Annotated in this window: 18 protein-coding genes and 1 tRNA gene; 5 read left to right on the top strand and 14 right to left on the bottom strand. The window is 37.8% G+C overall.

The genetic code is table 11. The features are described 5' to 3' along the window. Positions 1-10 precede the first annotated feature (10 nt). From pgmB to treR, 4 genes are read right to left on the bottom strand one after another with little or no spacing between them, the layout of a single operon-like run. Positions 11-679: a beta-phosphoglucomutase gene (gene pgmB, locus C5L21_RS02855; protein ID WP_085699624.1), complete on the bottom strand. Its 669-nt coding sequence runs from the start codon at positions 677-679 to the stop codon at positions 11-13. After that, entirely contained in the window at positions 672-3044 is a 2373-nt protein-coding gene (locus C5L21_RS02850) for a glycosyl hydrolase family 65 domain-containing protein (RefSeq protein WP_085699622.1), read from the bottom strand. The genes pgmB and C5L21_RS02850 overlap by 8 nt, the downstream gene beginning before the upstream one ends. Before the next feature lie 12 nt (positions 3045-3056). Then, positions 3057-5078, bottom strand: a complete 2022-nt coding sequence (locus C5L21_RS02845; protein ID WP_085699620.1) for a PTS sugar transporter subunit IIABC — start codon at positions 5076-5078, stop codon at positions 3057-3059. Positions 5079-5125: 47 nt separating this feature from the next. After that, a complete protein-coding gene (gene treR, locus C5L21_RS02840) occupies positions 5126-5824 on the bottom strand; it encodes a trehalose operon repressor (protein ID WP_004901460.1) in 699 nt (232 codons plus the stop codon). 426 nt (positions 5825-6250) lie between these two features. Here treR and C5L21_RS02835 point away from each other — a divergent pair, with 426 nt between their 5' ends. After that, a complete protein-coding gene (locus tag C5L21_RS02835) occupies positions 6251-6574 on the top strand; it encodes a hypothetical protein (RefSeq protein ID WP_048801607.1) in 324 nt (107 codons plus the stop codon). 81 nt (positions 6575-6655) lie between these two features. Beyond that, positions 6656-6727 (top strand) — tRNA-Glu (locus C5L21_RS02830). Positions 6728-6856: 129 nt separating this feature from the next. On the opposite strand, the gene C5L21_RS02825 is transcribed toward C5L21_RS02830, so the two are convergent. From C5L21_RS02825 to ulaG, 7 genes are read right to left on the bottom strand one after another with little or no spacing between them, the layout of a single operon-like run. Next, positions 6857-7567: an L-ribulose-5-phosphate 4-epimerase gene (locus C5L21_RS02825; RefSeq protein ID WP_085699618.1), complete on the bottom strand. Its 711-nt coding sequence runs from the start codon at positions 7565-7567 to the stop codon at positions 6857-6859. Continuing rightward, positions 7551-8432, bottom strand: coding sequence for an L-ribulose-5-phosphate 3-epimerase (locus C5L21_RS02820; protein ID WP_004901467.1), 882 nt, complete (start codon positions 8430-8432; stop codon positions 7551-7553). Before C5L21_RS02820 ends, C5L21_RS02825 begins: the two co-directional genes overlap by 17 nt. Continuing rightward, on the bottom strand, positions 8432-9070 hold the full coding sequence (locus tag C5L21_RS02815; protein ID WP_004901470.1) for a 3-keto-L-gulonate-6-phosphate decarboxylase UlaD: 639 nt from the start codon (positions 9068-9070) through the stop codon (positions 8432-8434). The genes C5L21_RS02820 and C5L21_RS02815 overlap by 1 nt, the downstream gene beginning before the upstream one ends. Positions 9071-9080: 10 nt before the next feature. After that, a complete protein-coding gene (locus tag C5L21_RS02810) occupies positions 9081-9386 on the bottom strand; it encodes a PTS sugar transporter subunit IIB (protein WP_085699616.1) in 306 nt (101 codons plus the stop codon). 45 nt (positions 9387-9431) lie between these two features. Then, positions 9432-10940: a PTS ascorbate transporter subunit IIC gene (locus C5L21_RS02805; RefSeq protein ID WP_133286010.1), complete on the bottom strand. Its 1509-nt coding sequence runs from the start codon at positions 10938-10940 to the stop codon at positions 9432-9434. Between the two features lie 13 nt (positions 10941-10953). Continuing rightward, positions 10954-11424, bottom strand: a complete 471-nt coding sequence (locus C5L21_RS02800) for a PTS sugar transporter subunit IIA (RefSeq protein ID WP_036058399.1) — start codon at positions 11422-11424, stop codon at positions 10954-10956. Between the two features lie 23 nt (positions 11425-11447). Beyond that, the gene (gene ulaG, locus C5L21_RS02795) at positions 11448-12521 is read right to left on the bottom strand and encodes an L-ascorbate 6-phosphate lactonase (RefSeq protein WP_004901478.1); all 1074 of its coding nucleotides are present in this window, start codon (positions 12519-12521) and stop codon (positions 11448-11450) included. Between the two features lie 212 nt (positions 12522-12733). On the opposite strand from ulaG, the gene C5L21_RS02790 reads away from it, so the two are divergent. Both C5L21_RS02790 and C5L21_RS02785 read left to right on the top strand, forming a co-directional pair. Then, on the top strand, positions 12734-14218 hold the full coding sequence (locus C5L21_RS02790) for a BglG family transcription antiterminator (RefSeq protein WP_085699614.1): 1485 nt from the start codon (positions 12734-12736) through the stop codon (positions 14216-14218). A gap of 12 nt (positions 14219-14230) precedes the next feature. After that, positions 14231-15100, top strand: a complete 870-nt coding sequence (locus tag C5L21_RS02785) for a Cof-type HAD-IIB family hydrolase (protein ID WP_085699612.1) — start codon at positions 14231-14233, stop codon at positions 15098-15100. A gap of 119 nt (positions 15101-15219) precedes the next feature. Here the strand turns inward: C5L21_RS02785 and C5L21_RS02780 are convergent, their stop codons facing one another. From C5L21_RS02780 to C5L21_RS02770, 3 genes are all read right to left on the bottom strand, one after another. Beyond that, complete coding sequence (locus C5L21_RS02780; RefSeq protein ID WP_085699610.1) at positions 15220-16623, bottom strand: DUF2130 domain-containing protein; 1404 nt, start codon at positions 16621-16623, stop codon at positions 15220-15222. Between the two features lie 110 nt (positions 16624-16733). Then, positions 16734-19424, bottom strand: coding sequence for an HAD-IC family P-type ATPase (locus C5L21_RS02775; protein ID WP_085699608.1), 2691 nt, complete (start codon positions 19422-19424; stop codon positions 16734-16736). Between the two features lie 251 nt (positions 19425-19675). Continuing rightward, entirely contained in the window at positions 19676-20995 is a 1320-nt protein-coding gene (locus tag C5L21_RS02770) for an APC family permease (protein ID WP_004901491.1), read from the bottom strand. 388 nt (positions 20996-21383) lie between these two features. Here C5L21_RS02770 and C5L21_RS02765 point away from each other — a divergent pair, with 388 nt between their 5' ends. Further along, entirely contained in the window at positions 21384-22556 is a 1173-nt protein-coding gene (locus C5L21_RS02765; protein ID WP_004906695.1) for an MFS transporter, read from the top strand. Positions 22557-22559: the final 3 nt, after the last annotated feature.

The raw sequence follows: 22559 nt of genomic DNA, 5'->3' as shown, positions 1-22559 counted from the left end.
AATGTAAAACTTACTGCGTTAGCTTTTGTTTAATATTATCTAATGTCACGCTTGCTGTATCGGCAAACCACAGCTGTAAATTGTCTTGCGACACAGCTGGGCCAATACCCAATGCTGTTTGCCCAGCACCTTGAATGGCTTTAACGCCTGCACTGGCATCCTCTAGACCAATAATTTGTTGTGGTGCTAACTTTAGCAATTCCCCAGCTTTGATATAAATTTCAGGATTTGGCTTACCATGCGCCAATGTACTTGGATCAACAATACCAATAAAATAATCTGTCAAACCCAACTGTTTTAAAATTGTCGGCGCGTTTTTTGAGGCACTAGCGATACTAGCCACATAACCTTTCTGTTTTATATCAGCAATAAAGTCAAACATACCTGGTAGAATATCATTTGGCGTCAACCCGGTAATTAATGTCACATAGTGCTTATTTTTACGTGCTGCAAAATTTGCTTTTTCATCATCCGTATAGGACTTATCCCCCTGATCAAGAATCATTTGCAAGGAATCCATCCGGCTAATACCCTTTAGTTGACGCGCAAGTTCATCTGGAAAAGGCAAAGATAGTTCTGTTGCTAATTCATGCCAAGCTTGTTCATGAAATTTAGCGGTATCGGTTATTACCCCATCTAAATCAAAAGTAAAGCCTTTAATATCAGAAAACTCAACCATGGTATTTTACCTCTTTCCTTTCATCTGGTTGTAATATCATCTGTTCACCAGCAATTATCACAGAAATTTTTTTATCTGCCTTAGCTATCACGTGATGATGCGAAATTTGTAAATCAATAGTGACGCCATGATATTTTTGCGTGAAAGAAATACTTGACCATTGCGATGGTAACTTTGGCATCACCCGAAATGTGTCATGCAGCATGTCAACTCCAGCATAATCATTTTGAATGACCGCTAAGGTTTCGCCCATCACACCCATATGCACACCTTCAGCGGTGGTCCCGCCCTGAATATCATAATAATCAGAGCCAATCGCCTCAGTCAGAAAATAATAGGCTTGTTTTTCAAATACTTGTTGTCCTTGCCGCGCTAACGCAACATAAATACCAGCAAAAACTGGTCGTGACGTAGTTGAACCATGCGTTGTACGTGCTAAATAATAAGCCGTATTTTTCGCTAGCCAATCACTTGGTAAGGTATATCCAAGTTGTGTGACCAACGCCTCGGTCTGACGGGCCCCAAAATTATAAAGGAGCATCAACAAGTCAGCCTGCTTAATGACCTGAAATTCATCTGGTGACTGACCTTCGGCTTTTAAGAGGCGATCAATACGATGAATATCACCATATTTTGTTTTGTAGGCTTGAAAATCTAACGATTTTAAGCTGAAAAACCCCTCGTATTGTTCGATAATACCTTCTGAACTAATTGATAGCTTCATCTGATGTCGCATCATAACAGCCTTATCTTGTAATGCTTTCGTATAGCCGACTGTCGCAGCAATCAAATCAAAGGATGTCTTATCCTGCTGTTCTAAATCATGCACATAGTTTAACAACCAAACCACCATTAAGTTCGTATAAGCATTATTTTTTAGCCCACCAATTGACTGTTTGGGCATGGCTTCATGAAATTCGTTAGGTCCCATAACACCACTGATATGATAACGTCCAGCAACTTTTTCCGCTTTACTTACCCAAAAACGTGCAATCGCCAACAACATAGCCAAGCCATCATTCTCCAAATGATCTTTTTTGCCACTGATTTGTTGATAAACCCACATGTTATAGGCTATTGCCAGAGAAACATGCCGCTGCAATCTCGAATTATCAGGAATCCAAGTTTGATCTACCGTGTTAAGATGAATCCGTTGACTTTGTTCATCCCCATACATGCCTGATTGCCACGGATACATCGCCCCAACCTCATTTTCAAAATCAGCATTTTTTTCTGCTGCTTGTAGTCGGCGCTTACGATAATTCAATAGCTGACTAGCCATAGTAGGTTCATTGGCTGAATAGTAAGGCAAAACAAACAATTCATCCCAGAAAATATGACCACGATAGCCTTCTCCGGTCAAGCCACGTGAACCAATTGAAACGTCTAAGTGGCTATTAGCATTGGGATTAGCCATTTGATTAAGGTGAAAAATATTCATTCGCACTAGACGTTGAATTGCATCATCGCCGACAATATGAACATCTTTTTCATGCCAAAACTGTTGCCAATAATTTTGACTACTCATCTGCATTTGTTTAAACGTTTGCTTTTCGATTGTCTGCGTTGTAAATGTGGCCAAGTTCCCCGGTGTTTCCAAACTTGTGGCAACTGCCATCACTCGGCTCAAAGTGACTGTTTGCTGAGGTGCCAATTGCAGCTGATAACGATCGGATAACTTTGTAGCTTCTACGACAACCTCTTTATGGGCTGCTACATCCAGGCTTGATTGCGCCGCAATGGCAATATCGACTGCAGTCGTTTTAGTAGATAGCAACATCAACCCTGGTTTAGTAGCTGTTACATCAAATTCTTGACTATCAAATTGTCGGTAGCGCGCGACATTTTGATTCAATACTTGCCCATCAATTTCTGCCTTCAAAGTCAGATTAAATTCATAACTTGTTTTGAGTGCCAATGTTAAGCCTAAACAATGCCAATTCACAGGATCAATCACTTTCACTGTAGTGATATCAACATAATGCAAGACATTATCATCAACTTGTACACGAAATGAATCTGTTAGTGTCCCTGTTTTAAAATCTAAAGTTTGTTTTAGCTGTTTAACTGTTTCAGCGTTAACACGTAAAGGCTGTTCATCAATAATGATATTAATACGCTGTAAATTGGGCAAGTTGACTAAATCTTCATTTACCACTTGGCGGCCGGCCACCGGTGTTGTCGTCTGATTAAAAACACCGGCCGCATACAACCCAGGGTATGAATCATCACTGAAGTCGTTGGTCACTAGAGCACCACGCCAACCTAGAAAACCGTTGCCAAGGCTTAATAAACTCTCACGACCATAATTTTTAACCCCCGTTACCATCGTATCGTATGTTAAGGTCCATCTTTTATCCACCATGTGTTGTCCTTTCTACTTTTTTACTGCGTCTTTAAAAGCATTTTTCTTTTCGACAGTTTTAATTTGTTGTGTATCTGTATCTTTGAAGCCAAAGAAGTAAACCATCAGGAACGCAACAGCGATGGTTGCTATAGCTGCAACCCAGAATATAAGCATATTGTTTGCTGAACCAGCTTGCCCCTTTGGTACCGCAAATGATGGAAAACCAATTAATGACCCTGTAAAGCCATACATGTTCAGATTAAATAACCCAGCAATCAAACCGCCAACAGCACCACCAATATTAGCCATCCAGAATACACGACCATATTTCAAATTAATACCATACATTGCTGGCTCTGTAATACCGGCCATCGCTGACAAGAAACCAGCACCAGCCAACCCCTTTAATGATGGTATCTTGGTTTTTGCCCAAACAGCTAATGCCCCAGCACCTTGTGCAATCATTGTAAAGTTCACGATTGCATTTAGAGTTGAGTGCCCTGTTTGTGCAATTTCATTGGCAATCAATGGTACAACCATCCAATGTAACCCGAAAATAACCAAAGCTTGATACAAGCCACCAATAATCAATCCAGACAATGGATAATTCAAGTGCAATAACCAATTAATTATGGTAGAAATACCCTGCGATAGTAATGTAATCGCTGGGCCAACAAAGACAAGAACGACTGCCCCAACAACCAAGAGCGTTAACAATGGTTGGAAAATTGACCGCAAAACCAATGGTAAATGTTTCTTTAACCAATTACCTACTGGTCTTGCTAGCCAGGCTGCAAAAATAATTGGGAAAATTGAATAGGCATAACTAGGGATGTTAATTGGTAGCCCGAAAAAAGTCGCATTCAGCGATACGCCGAATAATGAACCAACTGCCTTGGCTGGTTCTGCCAACTTACCATCGACAACATGCGGATTAGTTATCCCAATAAACTCAGGCTTAACTAAGAAAGCCCCAATCGCTGCAACGACAAATGGGTCACTTTTAAGTTGTTGTGCAGCAGAAAATCCTACTAAAATTGGCAGGAAATAGAATGGTGCCATCGCCATGGACTGTAAAATAGTAAAAGTACTTGATGCAGGATCAATAAAATAAATCGCTGGAAACGACGCTTTGTTAGAAAATAAACTTAAGAAACCATTCAGCATTCCACCAGCAGCCAATAACCCAATAATAGGCATCATCGAACCTGTAATTGTACCAATAATTGCTTGAAAACCACGTATTATTGGATTTTTTGAGGCACTATCCGTATTATTATTGCTTTTGGCTGAATCATCGGCAACACCATCACCAAGCTGTGAGATTACTTCATCATAAACATCAGTCACAGCTGGTCCAATCACTACTTGATATTGTCCCAGTGATTCTGCATAGTTCACGCCAGCAACGCCATTTAACTGTGAGATTCCCTGGTCGTCAGCAAGCTCATGATTTTTAAGATAAAATCGTAACCGTGTGATACAGTGAATGACTTTAACTACATTTTGCTTACCACCTACGCCAGCTATAATATCAGCTGCCAATTTTTCGTATTGGCTACCAGTTGGACTGGCGACTTCTGTCAGTTGGACTTTTTTCAACGTTACTTTAGCAACTGATTGCCCCATATTGACTGTACTTTGCGACAAAATATTAACATGCTCTACGACATCATCAGTATTTGTCATCACAACCATTGTTGTTGCATCTAAATTTGCTGCCGCAATTTGTGCCAAATCGACATGACCAATAACATCTCCTGCATGAACCATTTCGCCTACTTTAATTGACCATGAGTAGGGTTTGCCATTCAAGGTAACTGTTTCTAAACCAACATGCGTCAGTACTTCTAGTCCATTGGTTTGCTTGATGCCAAAAGCATGTCCCTGCAAAGCTATCACTTCGCCATCGACTGGCGCAACGATTTCTTGCCCAGTCGGTATAATAGCAAAACCTTTCCCCATCACTTCTCGACTAAAAACGTTGTCCTTTACAGATGACAACGCTATCAGTTGCCCAGTAATTGGTGCCAATATCTCCACATTATTCATCATTTTCTCCTTCATATCGGCTGTTAGTGCATGAGTCACGTAGTAATTTAATGCCGTCTAGCAAATTCGACGCTCTTAAATTTATCAGCGCGATGACGTGATTCAGTGTACGACAATGTCCTGCCATCGCTTAAAAACGTTTCGGAACGCACAACAACGACGACACCCGCTTCGGGTAATTTCATTAGTTGTTTATCTTGTATACTTAGTGCTTCAATGGTAATTGTTTTGGTCGCATGACTAATCGTTAGGCCTAGTTGCTGCTCAAATAATTCAAATAGAGACAATGATTTTGGAAGTGCTAGAATTTCCGGAATCACAGCTTTCAAAACATAATCTCTATCAATGATGATTGGTTCATCATCTAAATAGCGTACACGCGTAATTTCTGTTGCTAGCACCACTGTTTCTGCTTTACTATCAAAAGTTGCTGGCACCTCAGCGTCCTGAATCGCAACTAGTTGTGTATGTTCTTTAAGGTGTAATCTATTGGCTAATTCACGATAACTCTCAACATGAGAGATTGGAAATGAATAACGATTATGTTGAATCACAAATGTGCCCTTGCCTTTGATTCGCATGGCATAGCCTTCATCGACCAACATAGCAATAGCTTTGCGAGCAGTTTCGCGCGCAACATGATAGCGATTCATTAACGCATAATCACTAGGTAACATTTTTTCGTGATATTTACCCGCCAGAATATCTTTCACTAGGTCATCATGAATTATCTGATATTTATTCATTTTAATGCCCTCCCCTGTGTTAACAAGCCCAATATATCACGTAATGTAACCGCTTACAAATTAGATATACGCACTTTTTAAAGAAATGTATAGACAAGTTGATAAGCAAGCACTCTATCTCGTTATTCTGTCCCTAGACAACTTTTTATTAAAAAAAATAGCCCAGAAATAATTCTGGGCTACTACAAAAATGAATCGCTGTCGTATTGACATTCATTGTCTTATTGTATAGACTGAGTGTAACAATTAAATCACGTGTTATATCGAGAGCTAGTGAGTGATTACACACTTCGACCTAGCAGCAACCTACCACTTTGGCAAGGTGCTCCACTGTAATAGGATATACGTCACTCTTAACGTGCGCGTATATCGTGCACGTTTTTTATTTGTTTAACTAGTCCTTTGGACGTTAAACAGGAGTATGAGATGGTTTCATTAAATTTATCAGACGCACTGCGCACACAAGCGTTATCACAACTAGGTTTTGACTACGTGCTGACAATGCCAGATGTGACAATTAACGATTTAAATCTTATGGCACATGCCACGAAAGATAACAATATACATGCCAAAATTAACCAAGTCGCACAATCTCAAGCAGACGTATTAATTGCTCATTACCAACATTTACAACATGCCAAAGGCATCATCGCATACCAAGGGCGTCAACACTATATAGCACAATTATGTGCGTTAGAAACATATCTAACAGTTACGCAACGACAAACTCTAAAAAAAATACTTAACTAGCAATTGAAAAGTATTGACACCCACCGTGAAAGTTGATATGATATTATAGTTGTCTGATACAAATTAGACATCACTGACCATGGCTCGTTGGTCAAGTGGCTAAGACGCTGCCCTTTCACGGCGGAATCGAGAGTTCGATTCTCTCACGAGCTATATCAAGTCGCAACTTCGGTTGCGGCTTTTTATGTTGGTTTGAGTTAAAATCAATAGACAAAAGAATAACAATAGCAACTGCATAAAATAACCAATTATTAACATTACGGACATACTGCTATTAAACGATTAAAATGTCTGGTTTTTTTGCCCATAATAAGCCATTTCTCCATGTTTACGGTAATAATGGCGATCTAATAAATACTGCTCAATATGAATATCTTGGCCAGGAGACAACATCATTGTATGATATGCCATTTTGGCAACTGTATCTAGTATGATTGCATTGTGTACTGCTTCATTGACGTTTTCTCCCCATGTAAACGGTCCATGGTCATCTGTCAATACCGCTGGGATGGCCATCGGGCTAAGATCACGTTTTGTGAATTCGGAGACAATCGTTTTTCCCGTATTCAATTCATAGTCACGCTCGACTTGCTCTTTACTCAACTTCTGCGCCACAGGGACATCGCCATAAAAAGTATCTGCGTGCGTTGTTCCTGCTGCAGGAATGTCCAACCCTGCTTGAGCAAAGGCAACAGCCCAAGGGGAATGTGTATGCACAATACCGGTAATATTCAACCATTTTTTATATAAATAGAGATGTGTTGGTGTATCGCTAGACGGCTGTAAATCTCCTTCAATAACTTTACCATCCATATTAACAACAACCATATCTTCTGGTGTCAATTGTTTATAAGGAACACCACTCGGTTTGATAACCACTAAGCCACTAGCACGATCAATTTGAGAAGCATTACCCCAGGTCAATGTTACTAAACCAGATTGTGGTAACAACATATTTGCTTGATAGACTTTCTCTTTAACTTCTTCTAACATACTCATCCTCCAATACAATATTCGCTTTTTTAAATAGTTGCTCAAAGAATGCTCTGGCATATCTCATTTGATTTACCGCATCTGGGCGTCTCTCATTCCACATTTCTACTGTATAGGTACCTTGATAACCAATCCGTTTTAAGGTTTTTAATAATCCCAAAAAATTAACTTGTCCAGAACCAAATCCAACATCTTTAAATTTTCCTGGTGTATTCGCAGTGACAGATAATGTATCTTTTAAATGAATTGACACGATACTCTCGAGACCAGATTCTAAATCCAAACTAGGATTGTTTTCTGGCCAAGCCGAAATATTCCCTAGGTCAGGATAAGTTTGTAACCATGGTGATTTTATCGTTTCTTTAATGGTTCTAATCTTTGAGATGGAATTCATAAATGAATCGTCCATTGTTTCAACAGCAATCATTACCTGATTTTCTGCCGCAAAATCAACCACACGCTGCAAGTTTTCTATAAAATTCTCTCTTGTCAAAACTGTTTTTTTACCATAATATTCATCATATCCTGCAATTTGAATATTACGAACACCAAGATCACAAGCCAGTAAAATAGCTTTTCTGCAAATCAAATATGCTTGTTCATAAATCTGATCATCTTCTGATCCTAACGGCGTTTTTCGCAGAGTTGACAACATCATCGTGTCAATTGGTATACCAACATTATAAACTGCGCGAACAATGGCCAGTCTTTCTTCTTTAGACCAATCTAAGCGAGCTAGTCTTTCTTCTGTCTCATCTATTGATAATTCAACAAATGAATAACCTTCTTCTTTAGCCAAAGCTAATTTTTCAGACCAAGGTAAATCATAAGGTAGTGACTTTTCGTTTATTCCTATTTTTGACATTATGCCCAATACTTTCTAATTTCATCTTGGAAATCTCTCGCTGCGGCAGCAGGGTTCTCCTTCCCTGTAATTGCACGACCAGCTATGAAAGTATACACTGGCACCCCTTTAAATAGTTTAATTGTATCCAAAGTTAATCCCCCAGTTACGGAGACTTTGAACCCCATATCAATAAATTCTTTTACAATATCTAAATCCTTTTTCCCCCAAACTTCACCAGCCAGTAATGCATCGCGACTTTGATGGTAAATCACTTGATCAATGCCGATCTCTCGCCATTTTTTTGCTAAATCCCAATTCCACGCAGAATATAATTCAACTTGGATACCTGCCAAAATAGATTTGGCAGATTTCATAGTTGCAATGGTTGCAGAATCAATAACTGTCATAAAATCAGCGCCAGCATCTTTAGAATTTTGTGCAACAGTTGAGCCTGCGTCTGCGCATTTCGTATCTGAAACAATAATCTTTTCGGGAAACATCTCTCGTAATACCTTAATAGATTGTTGTCCAGCTTGCAGTTCAAGAATTGTACCTGCTTCTACAATATCAACTACTGGCCCAGCCAAATGGGCTATTTTTACGGCATCTGCCAAGCTATTTTGATCCAAAGCGATTTGTAAATTTGGTTTTGTCATCTTATCATCCTCACTTCACATATTTCTCTTGAAAATCTGTCTCATCAATTACTCGTTGCATAATTTCTTTATCACTCATAACGTTTTTAACACCAATCACTTTCACACCTTTTTTTGCAGCATCGTCAAACATATCCACAAAATTTAATGGTGTAAATACAGCATCATATTGCCCCGCAGTGGATTTTCCCTCAGCAATACTTGTATGATTGATATTTGAAATTGGAATTCCCAGCTTTTTCATTGCCTTCTCAACACTTTTCATCATCATTAAACTAGTACCTGAACCATTTGCACAAGAAACTAAAATATTCATCTTTTTTCTCCAATACGTTTATCACTTAAGTCGTAGTCACTATTTTTATTTTGTTTTTTCTTTATATGCCTCATAATCCTCAACCATTAGGAAATAATTTTTAGGATCTTTTCGATATTGTAGTTGCGGTATAAGAATTAAAATCAAGGCAACAACAACAATACCAACATAGCCTAAATACTTCAAAATAACTGTAAATCCAGGCCATACTGTATCCCAATCAAACATACCCAAATAACCGCCAAATTTTGACATACCTATCCACGTAGAAATTAGTGCGGCTCCTACCACTTGAATAATGCCCGAAAAGAACGGCAATATCATTGCTGCTTTAGCACCGGCACGGTTATTGGCAATAACACCAAACACAGCGTTATCAAAAAACAATGGTATGAAACCAGCTATGATAATGGTAGGAGAATGAAACAGCATCAGCGCACCAATGGCTAAGAATTGTCCCAATGCACCGAATAAGAAACCGATCGTTACAGCATTTTGTTCACCAAAAGCAAATGTGGCTGCAACATCAATCCCTGGTACAGAATTAGGGAGAATTGTATCACTAATACCCGTGAAACTTTCAGTTAATTCGCCAACGAATGTTCTTACACCAAGTTGTAGTATAGCTAAATTAACAGCAAATCCCAGAGATGTAGTTAAAATATAAAAGAAGAAGCTGGCACCCTTTGCTAATCCAGAAACGCCCTTAGTTTCAATAAATACTTGATGAAAATAATTTTCTCCTAAAACTAACATAATAATGCCAAAGAACAAAAACATTAGAATTGCTGTGGCAACCATATTTTCATTAAATATTCTCAAGAAACCAGGTAGTGAGACATCTTCAAGTTTCGTTGCAGAACGCTTTCCTTTTTGAATATTGGATTTTTTCATTTTATCAGATAGCCAAGCAACAAGCGCAATACCAAACATTTGCTGATGCGCTACTGCAAATCCACCGCCATCTGTTAATTCCTGAACTGGTTTAATGGTCATATTTGACCCTACAGCCCAATACAATCCTAGCAGTACCCCCATAACAAGTAAAACTTCAATACGATTCAAGCTAGGTATGGCAAAAAGTAGAATCCAAAATCCTGTTGCTGCTTGTTGTACCTGAACGTTACCAGTTGTAAACACCGCGCGTAATTTGGTATACTTTGAAAATCTAACGAGTAATATGTTAAAAACAAAGGCGATTAGCAGCAAAATCATAACATCGCCAAACGATCTACCAAATGTTTTCATCACACCATCTGTAACTGCATTTTGTCCAAAATAAGGATCAATTACGGTTGCTGTGAGATGAAATCGGTCTTTAAGTCCAGTTAAAATTGGTCTAAAGCCATTCACTAAACCGCTTGATCCAACCATTAAAATCATATAGCCAATGGTTGCCTTCAGAAAACCAGCTAAGCTATCATACCAAGGCTTTTTTTCCAATAAATAACCAATTAACACAATGAATCCAATCATGTAGGCAGGCTGCGTCAAAATATTATTAGCAAAGAAAGACCAAACAGCCATAATCCCTGTTATTAAATTGTTTATCATTTTTTCTCCTTAGTCATGTTGTCGAGATTTGTTCAAGGCTGTTCATAATTCGAATATAGTCTTCTTCAGTATTAATTGACTGCAACGACTCAATAACACCATCACGCATTAATAGTGACATAAGTTTTTGAATATTTTCTAAATGTTGCGTCTCATCTTTAGCAGCTAATGTGAAAAATAAGTTTCCTTGTTTTTCATAATTACCCTCATCAAAATAAACAGGTTGATTAAACTTTGTAAAACTAATACCCGTACCCAACACATTCGGACTAGTAGATAGTGCATGTGGCATGACAATCCCTGGCTGAATGACGATATATGGCCCGTAAGATACCACATTTTGGATAATTTCATTCACATAATCTTTGGTAACCAAATTTGCATCTATCAAACTCTGAGTCGACTGATTCAATGCTTGTCGCCAATCTTTGGGCTGTTGCTTCTCAATACGCACAAGATTGTTATCATAAAAATATTTCAACATCGTGGACATATTATTCTCCTTTTTCACAAAAACGATGGGAACGGTACATCGTTTTCTAACGAAAAGACATCGGAAAATCCTCGATCATAATGGTATTGAGTACGTTCCTTATCCTGTGGATAAGTATAGCTACCGCCAACTTTCCAAACGAACGGATGAAACTGATAGTTCAAAATATCCTTTTTCATCTGCCAAATTTTTATAATTTCTTTTGGATCAGCATCAAAATTTGACCAAATATCATAATGAACTGGAATAACAACCTTTGTTTTAAGATCTTCTGCTGATCTTAAAACATCAAAAGATGTAACTTTATCAGTAATACCACGTGGATTCTCACCGTAATTAATAATTTCAACATCCACATCGTTTTCATTGCCGTGTTTAGCAAACATATTTGACATATGTGAATCGGCCGCATGATATAAATTACCGCCAGACGTTTTAAATAAATAATTCACAGCAATTTCATTCATATCCTGTGGCATTGAACCTTTAATCGTTTGATCTTGATTTACTGTTAACAACGCTGTACGATCAAAAGCTTCTAACGCCTTAACAGTAACCGACTTAACTTGTATTTCATCCCCAGGATGTACCACAATAGTACGTTCTTCTGGTACACCCCAGCTATGCCAAATATCAACAACTGCTTGAGGCCCAATAAATTTCGTATCTGGCGTACTGTTTTGTAACACAGCTGCAGCAGTATTAATATCTAAGTGATCAGAATGGATATGTGTTACAAATAGTGCGTCGATATCTTTCATAGCGTAGGGATCTATCACGAAAGGTTGCAAGCGGAGATTGGGTTGTAGTTTCGCAACACCACTCATACGTTGCATTTGATGCCCTTTTTTCATGAGACCATCGCCATGAGTTCGCTTACCCGTACCATTCCACAAATCAACTAGTATATTGGTATCTTCATGTGTTTTTAACCAGATACCATTGTTTGCTAACCACCAGATTTTGAAATTCTTTTCTGGAACCAAACTATGCTCTATTTCCTCATTTAGCCAAGTACCCCATTCTGGAAAAGTATTTGCTATCCAATTTTCACGTGTTGCCTCAATAACATTCTTAGGCTTTGCCATATGTCACTACCATCCTTTTCATGAATATTTGATTTAATAAATGTATGCGCTTACAATTTATTTGTACCATCATTATCTAACAAAAAACTTATCGGCAACAGATTTAGTTACGTCGGTTACTTGTACACTAATGATACTGTTAAGTGTTTCATACTATCTCTATAATGAGACTCATAAGTAGTTTCTCGAATTCAGCTAAATGAGGTTCTATTATGCAATCCTTTGATGACAATTATTCAAATTTTGTTCATTATCTTGTTTCTCACAAATCGTTACCCAGCGTGCGCACAATTGCGCGACATTTAAACTTGTCTTCTCGCAAGATTTATTACATTCTGCAACATGCCAATGCGGAGTTGCGTTCTGCTCATCAGCCTTTCTTATTTCCTAATGAAAAAATTCATGCCTCACAAATTCACGTGTTGATAGATGCTTTAGCCGATTCTGAAAAAACAGAGTCATACATTAATGCGTACGAAAGACAATTAATAATGGATATATTAATTAGTATGCCCCTAAGAAAATGGCGTCTAATTGATTTCCAAGATTTATTTACTGTTTCCCGTGCAACAGCGTTACGAGATATCTCTGATTTAAAAGCCCGAAAAGAATTCAGACCTATTTATGATAAAGGGAAAGGTTTTATGTATGATTCTCCTATATATACCAACTTAGTTCATGCCTATAACCTAATCTATTCATTGCAGTACGACATTGGGATACGTAAACTATTCATTAGTACGATTGACAGAGAGATGACACTTTCAAAATTCGACCTATTAAGTAGTAAACTACAAAGTATATACCAAGAAAATTTAGATAAAAAAATATCTAATTACGATGCAAATGCATTAGCGATGTTTTCTGTTATTCTGGCTCGCTATTACGATATCAACACTAAGCACATGCAACATTTGTTTAGCCACAATGATATTTTGTCATTTACCAATCGACAAGAATATGAAGTTATTGACCTGTTCACTAATATAGTAGCGCTAAATTTTGATATTCAAATTACTGATTTCATCAAATACTTTTTAACGCTTGAATTATTAAGTGTCTCAAAAGAGAGTGACGCACATTTTAATAGTGAAGCATTTCAAGATTTATTGTTAGTCAGTACCGATATTGTCAACACTTTTCTAACAATGCACGAAAATTATCGACCCGAACCAGAGGAATTAGACCAACTGATTGAATCAGTACAAACACAGCTTAAACCTTTTTGGTTTGCCGTTCACTACCAATCAATTACGAATTATGAGTATCTGTATCATAATAAAAATTTTGAAAATAAGATGCAATCAACCCTTGAATCGCTGTCCAAATCGGCTATTTATCATCAATTATTCCCATTCGGATTATTTCCCGATCAAGTCACCATCTTAGCTATGATTTTTTATAACTTTTATTTATCACATCAAAAAGTTAAACCGGTCAATATTTTACTAACATCTGCACTCCCAGTCTATAGTCAAAATTTACTAAGAACCATTATTTTGCGTTCTGGTTCAAATATTAATCTTTCTATTAGAAAACTACTACAACTCTCTGAAAATATTGATGATTTTGACAGTTTCGATATCATTATTACTGATACTGCACAATTAAAAACAAAGCAACCAACCTTTTTGATAGGCCAAGAATTAAACAATAGCGAATTTGAAAGATTGCAGAAAATAATTTCTGAAATCTAAGGAGTATTTCACATGACAACAATCAAACTCATTGCACTAGATTTGGACAACACTTTACTATTACCTGATAAAACACTTTCTCATCGAAATAAATGTATTCTCCAAACATTGCATCATCATCATATTAAGATTGTTTTGACAACTGGACGTCCCTTGCCTAACACGAAGCCAATTCTTGATCAGCTTAATTTTACAGAAAAGGATGATTACGTCATATTATTTAATGGTGGCCTAATAAAAAATCTATCCAATAACAATATTTTGTTGAACAAGTATTTTTCAATAAAAAATATTCAACATATCTTATTAATTCTTAAATCATTAAGCTTACCTATCGATCTGGTCACACAAAATCATGTGTACAGCATTAAAGAATATGGCCAATCTGCATATTCTCAACTCATTAGTCGATCATTGCCATATTCTCAGATTAATCTAAGCGTATTAAATACCCATACTAACTTTCAATTTAATAAATTTGTCGTTTGCGCTACAAGCGAACAATTATCACACTTAGAAAAAATATTGTCCAATAGTCCATTGATTAACAATCAGTTTAACTTTGTGAGATCTCGCCGTATTCTTTTAGAATTCGTTCCCAAAAATGTTAACAAAGCACTTGCTCTAAATGCATTGTTAGAACACTTATCACTCACACCAGATAACCTAATGGCTTTCGGTGATGAGGAAAATGATATAGAAATGATCAAACTTGCCCGCATAGGAGTTGCAATGGGAAATGCTATTCCAAAGGTAAAAGCAGCTGCTGATTTTCAAACACTAGACAACGTTCACGATGGTGTATCAGAGTTTTTGGAAAGTTATTTTAGAAATATAACACTAGACCAGCATAAAAAAGAACAGCATCAACTTAATTTTTAGTGATAGATATAAAAAGTATATACAACAAGATAAAAATCAAACCATCTTCTAATGCTTGCTTCTAAAGAGTAACATAAATTATTGCCATATTCTGTCGCTTTTAAATGCACCGTGTTGCATTATTTTTTACTGTTTACATTGCTAGTCTCATCAAACTTTGCCTTCATCGTTGGATTGCCTCTTGTCAGTTTCTTAACACTCACATCTTCCAACTTGTTATTGGCTAACCGTAATTGATTTTCCGAAGTTGTCAACGCGCGTTTAACAGCTTCCATTCGGGCGATTGACTTATCAATTTCCTCAACTGCTTTTTTAAAGTTATTTGAGGCACTTTCGTAATTTTTACCAAACGCATTTTTGAATTGCGTCAAATCACTCTCAAAATGTGTAATATCAATGTTTTGTTCTTTAACTTGTTCTAGTTCTTTTTTATAACTAACTGAATTAAGTGCCGCATTACGCAACACACCAATAAATTGAATAAAAAATTGTGGTCGGATCACGTACATTTTATCGTAATCCGGCACCTGGACAATACCGGTATTGTATAAGTCGCTATCGGCTTCCAACATGGACACTAGAACTGCATATTCGGTTTTCTTTTCTCGGCGATCCTTATCTAATTCTTTAAAAAAATCAGTATTTTTATGTTTAGAAGCTGTTGTATCAGCCTCATTTTTCATATCGAACATAATACTAATAAATTCTAAATCATCTTGGTAGTCTCTAAAAATAAAGTCGCCTTTGGAATTGGTTTCCGACAAGGTATTATCTTTCTCAAAATAAGCATTTGGGAAAGCATATGGCCGAATTTTATTGAATTCTGTCATGGCATATTGCTCTAAACTTTCACCAATCTCCTTAGTTGACTGACGTGCTTTAAAATCTTTATAAAATTCAACTTGTTCATTAGCTGTTTTAAGTTGTGTTTCATAGTCATTTTTAACACTAGCTAGCTGTAATTGTTTTTCTTGTTCCTTGAGCTGTAATTGTGAGCGCAGTTCGGCTAAAACCTTTTCGCGTGTAGCTAATTCATTTTGCACTTCTGCGTCTTTTTTGATTAAAGTTGTTGTCAATTCAGATTGGCTTTGTTGTTTCACAGCATCAATTTTAGCTTGTAATTCAACGATTTCAGCCTGCTTTTTAGCTAATGTTTCTTGCAAATCAAGGTCTTTTTGTATAAGTTTTGATTGCAGTTCAGCCTCATTTTGTTGTGATAATGCTGTTAATTTGGTCTCTAGTGCCACAATTTGTTGTGACTTGTCATTAAGTTGTTCTTGTAAACTTTGTTTTTGCGCTTGTAATTGGTTTTCTAATTCTATTTGCGCTTGCTTTTCTTGTTGTGCCTGCCATTCCACCTTGGCCTGCACCAACTTATCATCTAAAATATCTGCAATCTTACCATTAATAATAGACGTATCAATATTTTGTTCATCAGTCAAATCAATCACATCCCCGATATGAGCTTCTTGATCAAGGACTAATTCTGTTTGTGATGCAATGTGAAATCTAACTTTTGCCATGTCATTACCTATCTCAAATTATTGCCCTAAATGGGTATACCGTTTTTATTATAGCAAAAAGGCCACTCATTAAGCGACCTTCCAGCTATTATCGTATGATATATTGTTACTTAATGACGACTCTTGAAAAGACGTCGGTATTTATCTAATTCTGCAACAATTAAGACAATTGTGCCTGTTGCGATAATAACCCCCCAGTTTTCTAGACGCAATGCAGCCGTCGAGAAGACACTTTGCATAAATGGCACATAGGTGAAAACCAACTGTAATAGAATCATCACAGCAATTGTCACAAATGCCATTGGATTCGTCCAAAATGAACGACTTAGCGCAGGCGCTGCTGTTCTAATATTAAAAAGATAAAAAATTTTCCCGAAAATAATCACATTCACTGCCATCGTACTGGCAACCGCAAAACTCGTTTTACCATTAAGGTATTCAAAGACGCCTAAAGCTACCGCAGCAATAATTACACTTACATAAACCATCTGAATAACATCATGACGTGTCATCAGTTTTGCCGAGGCCCGACGTGGTGGTCTTGTCATAATACCTGGTTCAGCTGGTTCAAAAATCAAGGCAAGTTGTAACGTCAGTGCTGATACCATATTTATCCACAATAATTGTGTTGCTGTCAACGGCATTGGTTGGCGTAGCAAGATACTAAAGACCACAATCAGCCCCTCAGCAAAACTTGTAGGTAATAAATATAAAATTGTTTTACGGATATTATCATACAAGCGGCGTCCCTGTGCAATGGCTACTTTAATCGTTGAGAAATCATCGGTTGCTAGTACCATATCCGCAGAATCTTTGGCAACATCCGTACCTTTAATCCCCATAGCAACGCCAATATCTGCCTTTTTTAACGCTGGTGCGTCATTAACGCCATCCCCAGTCATCGCCGTTACAAGACCGTTAGCTTGATAAGCAGCAACAATGCGTAACTTATCCTGTGGGGTGGTACGAGCAAAGACATCATATTTTGGAACGATTTTTGCTAAGGCACGATCAGAAAGGGTTTCTACCTCAGCGCCTGTCATTGCTTTAATATTATTAGCAAGGCCGAGTTGACTACCAATGGCTCTGGCTGTATCCGCACTATCGCCAGTAATCATTTTAACGCGAATGCCTGCCCGTCGCATGTCAGCAATTGCTTCAACTACCTCTGGCCGCGGTGGGTCGATAATAGCTGCCAAACCAAGTAATTTAATCCCTTCAATAGCTAAATGCTCATGTGTCACTTCAGACAATGTAGTAGCAACGTCTAAGTAACCCACAGCAATCACACGTTTACCTTGTTGCGCAAAATGAGTCGCTTGTTTTTCCCAATACTGACGATCGAACTGATCATCATGCGCTGCTAAGTCAAATAATTTGTCCGGGGAACCTTTTATAGCAATAAAACGTGCGTGTTTCTGGTTTTCAACTAATCTGGCAATATACCGATAATCTGAATCAAAAGGAATACGATCTATTTCTACTAACTGAGGTGTTTTCTGTCCAAAAGCTTTATAATAAGCTGACAAGAATGCTGCATCCGTTGGTTCACCATTAACCTCCCAAATACCATTTGTTTCTGTTAAAAACGTATCATTAGCTTGATGCCCCATAGTCAAAAACATAGCTAGTGATTTATCTTGTGATAATTCAACTGGTTGTTGGTTATATAGAATTTGACCATTGGGTGCATAACCTGTTCCTGTGACTTGATAATGTTTCTCATCAATCACAATATCTTGCACCGTCATCTCATTTTTTGTGAGCGTCCCAGTCTTATCAGAAGCTATAATATCAACGGCTCCCAGTGTTTCAGCAGCAGGTAAAGTTTTTACAATCGCATGTTTTTTGGTTAACTTTTGTACACCAGTTGCCAAAATAATTGATGTTGCAGCTGGAAGGCCTTCCGGCATTGAACCAACAATCATAGCAATAATAGCCATTACCAAAGTTGGCAATGTATAAATATCTAGTAACCATCCAATAACAAACATCACAACAGAAGCCGCAACAATAAACCAAGAAATGCCATGTCCCAGTTTATCTAATTCTCGCGTTAATGGTGATTTGTTTCCAGCGACATCTGATACACTTTGAGAAATTTGTCCAATTTGTGTTTGTAGCCCTGTAGCCACAACAATACCTGTAGCACTACCGTTAGTCACTGCTGTTGAAGCATAGGCCATATTATAGCGCTCAGCTAATGGCATATTAGCAGATAATACAGCATCATTTTTTAAAACCGAATCTGCTTCCCCGGTTAAGGATGACTCCTGTATGCGTAGGTTATCAACATCTAATAATCGTAAATCTGCAGGGACATTATCCCCAGCCTCTAAGTATACTAAATCGCCAGTCACTAATTCACGCGCTGGTATATCTACACGTTGTCCCTGTCGAATCACTGTTGCTTCCACTGACAACATGCGCTTAATCTTTTCAAGTGCATTACTTGCATTAACTTCTTGTAAATAGCCAATTAGCGCATTAATAACCACGACTAATCCAATAACCACTGAGTCAGAGTAATGCCTCATCAATAACGTTAAAACAGCGGCAACAACTAAAATATACACAATGATATTATTGAATTGCCGTAAAAACATGACCCATTTTGGTGTTGGTTTTAATGTCACCTCATTATACCCATTGCTGTGTAACCTATCAGTTGCTTCCTTGGTACTCAAACCATCAGGATACGGCGTTGATAGTTCATCAACAACTTGGGACCATTCTTGATTGTGAAACTTAATGTCAGGCGATAACGGCACGTCGTCCGTTTCACTAGTTTGTATGCTCATATGACACACTCCTTTAAGAGAAATTTACTTTGCGTCTTGCTGTTTAAGGTTGGCCGCTAGATATTAGATTACCTAGTTAGTCAGTTTCCCACACATTTGTGCCGCTACTCCCGCAAGCATGTCAATACTGAGCAAAAAAGTTTTGATTAATAAAATTTTACCATGTCATTTTTCAAAATGCTACTGGTTCGCTTTTAGGCGTGGTTGGCGAAAATAAAAAACACCTGACAATCGTCAGACGTTTTACTGATTTATTTACGCTTTTGCATGAAATAGTACAGTGGCAACCCAGCTAATGTTGCCAAGACACCAATCATAGCTAATTTAAATTCAGTCATCAATGTCATGCCAATAATGAATACACCGCCTAAAATAGCGATAATTGGCACAACCGGATAAAATGGCACACGGTATGGGCGCTTTAAGTCTGGTTCTGTACGACGCAGCTTAATCACCGCAATAAAGACCATTGTGTAAAATAACCAAATCACAAAAATCAGCATATCAGTTAATGTATCAAACCCACCGACAAACATCAAAGCAATCGCCACTATCAATTCAAATATACCAGCAATATAAGGAATCTTGAAACGATTAAGTTTAACTAAATGTTTTGAGAATGGCAAGCTGTTTTCTAATGCCATAGCATAGGGCAAGCGCATTCCGGTCATGGTATAACCATTTAAAGTACCATAAATTGAGATTAAGATACCTATTGTAATTAATTTACCACCGAAACCACCAAATATTTGTTGTGCAGCATCCATAGCGGTGTTTTGATTGCCTTGAATAGCATGAAATGGTAATGCATGCAAGAAAGCATAATTAACTAACAAATAAATAATCATGATGCCTAGTAAGCCACCAGCAATCGCACGTGGTAAATCACGGGTTGGATTTTTCATTTCACCGGCGATATTACCCACGTGAATCCAACCATCATAAGCATACATTGTGGCTAATAATCCAGCACCCATCGCAGTTGCCCAACCGCCAACTGCGTGTCCAGGTGACACAGGGAATAAGCTGACATCAACCCCGCCTGGCTGTAATAAGCCAAAAATAATAATTAAAGCTAGTGGTATTAGTTTGAAAAATAATGTAATTGACTGGAACTGCCCAGCAATTTTTGAACCCAACATATTAATCATTGCAACTGATACCAAAGCGGCAATACCAGAAGGAATAATCGCCGCACTACCCCAATGTAGCAAATTAGCGACCTGTGTCCCAAAGATGACACCCTTAGCTGCAATGCTGGCTGGGAAATAAATAATAATTTGTGCCCAACCTAATAAATAACTTGCTAGCTTGCCATAGGCACGTTCAATATAGACAAGCATCCCACCCGTTTGTGGCAAAGCGGCCGCCAATTCAGCGCCTGTCAAACCAGCTGCTAAACTAATTAATCCACCAACTAACCATACAAACAACGACATGCTTGTCGAACCAGTTGCATCAGCTACACTCGATGCCTTATAGAATACCCCTGCCCCAATCACTGTACCCATCACAGTTGAAATCGCAGGGACTAACGTCATGGTCCGATTAAGTTTTTGATCTGTCGCCATGTTTACTCCTCTATTTCTCCATTTATGATTAAACATATTCTTCTATCATAACAGGTTATATGTTACAAACATATCTCTTTTCATGAAAATAATCGTCAATTGTTTGCTTTGTAATCGTCTTTTTTGTCAATTGGTACGTCATTTATACGCAGTTAGCGCGATAACCTATTTTAGTATACCGTTATCGTTTCCTCGCTGCTATTTTACTACGCCAGCTTGACTAGTTGACACAACTTTTTTTTGATGATATTGTATAGTGATTAAGTAAATACCGACGTGACTTCACGTATGCGTTAACCCTGCAGAATGGGTATAGATTGGACGTTGTCAATGCGACGTCCTCTTTTTTATACACTTTTTTAATACTGAAAGAGAGCGTGAACATTTCATGACAAAGATTCAAAAACGTGCATTAACTTTATTAGTTGGATCACAATTACTCATTATGTTGGGTATTGGTCTCATTATTCCAGTTGAACCCTATATCAAAGATGATATGGGACTGACAGCCACTGATATGGGCATTATGGCTGCACTGTTTGCAGCTGTACAATTTGTGGCCTCACCCATTATTGGTAAAATTTCTGATAAATTTGCGCGTGTCCCCTTAATTGCTGCTGGTTTATTCTTTTTTGCTGTATCGGAAGCTGTTTTCGCTTTTGGCATAGGCAATGCTTTGTGGTTACTCAACCTAGCTCGCGCATTAGGTGGTCTTGCGGCAGCATTGTCAATTCCTTCAATTACCGCACTAGCAGCCGATATGACAACTAACGATAATCGTGCGCGTGTGATTGGTTGGTTATCCGCTTCTTTTAGTGGTGGTATTATCTTAGGCCCTGGTATTGGTGGTGTTTTAGCTAATATTAATCATACACTGCCTTTCGTTGGTTCAGCTGTACTCGGTGCCACTGCTTTCCTCATTTTTATGATATTCATGCCAAAAGACGAGGACTTACGCGTCAAAAATATTGCTGAGACGACACAATCTCAGACTAAAACTATTCGTAATTTTTGGACAGTCGCATTAGTCATGCTTTTATTAATGATTTTTGTGGCATCGTTTGGTTTGTCTGCCTTTGAGAATATGTTCAGCCTATACTTTCATGATGTTCGTGGTTTTAATTTAACAGAAATTGCTTGGTTTTTAGTAATCAACGGTGCCGTATCTCTTTTTTTTCAGGTTATTTTGTTTGAAAAGCTCGTCATGTTAGTCGGTGAGCTGATGGTCATTCGTATCAGCTTTATGGCTGGATTTGTTGCTATTTTGTGGATTTTATTCTCGCAAAGCAAATGGGAAGTATTTATCGCTACCTTAATTATTTTCGTTGGTTTTGATATTCTACGACCCGCCATCACAACTATGCTATCCAAAATTGATAATGAACAACAAGGATTTATTAATGGCTTAAATATGTCTTTGACAAGTGTCGGTAATATTATTGGTCCTGTTCTGGGCGGTGTGCTACTGGACATTAATAGTTTTTTGCCATATAGTTTCGTGGCTGTCATATTAGTCATTGCGAGTGTGCTAACTTTCACTGTTAAATTTAAGCCAGCTTAACGA

It is taken from the genome of Leuconostoc citreum (assembly GCF_004354555.1).
GTDB lineage: Bacteria > Bacillota > Bacilli > Lactobacillales > Lactobacillaceae > Leuconostoc > Leuconostoc citreum.
The sequence above is the reverse complement of the archived record's forward strand: the minus strand, read 5'-3'. Positions and strand labels throughout refer to the sequence as shown.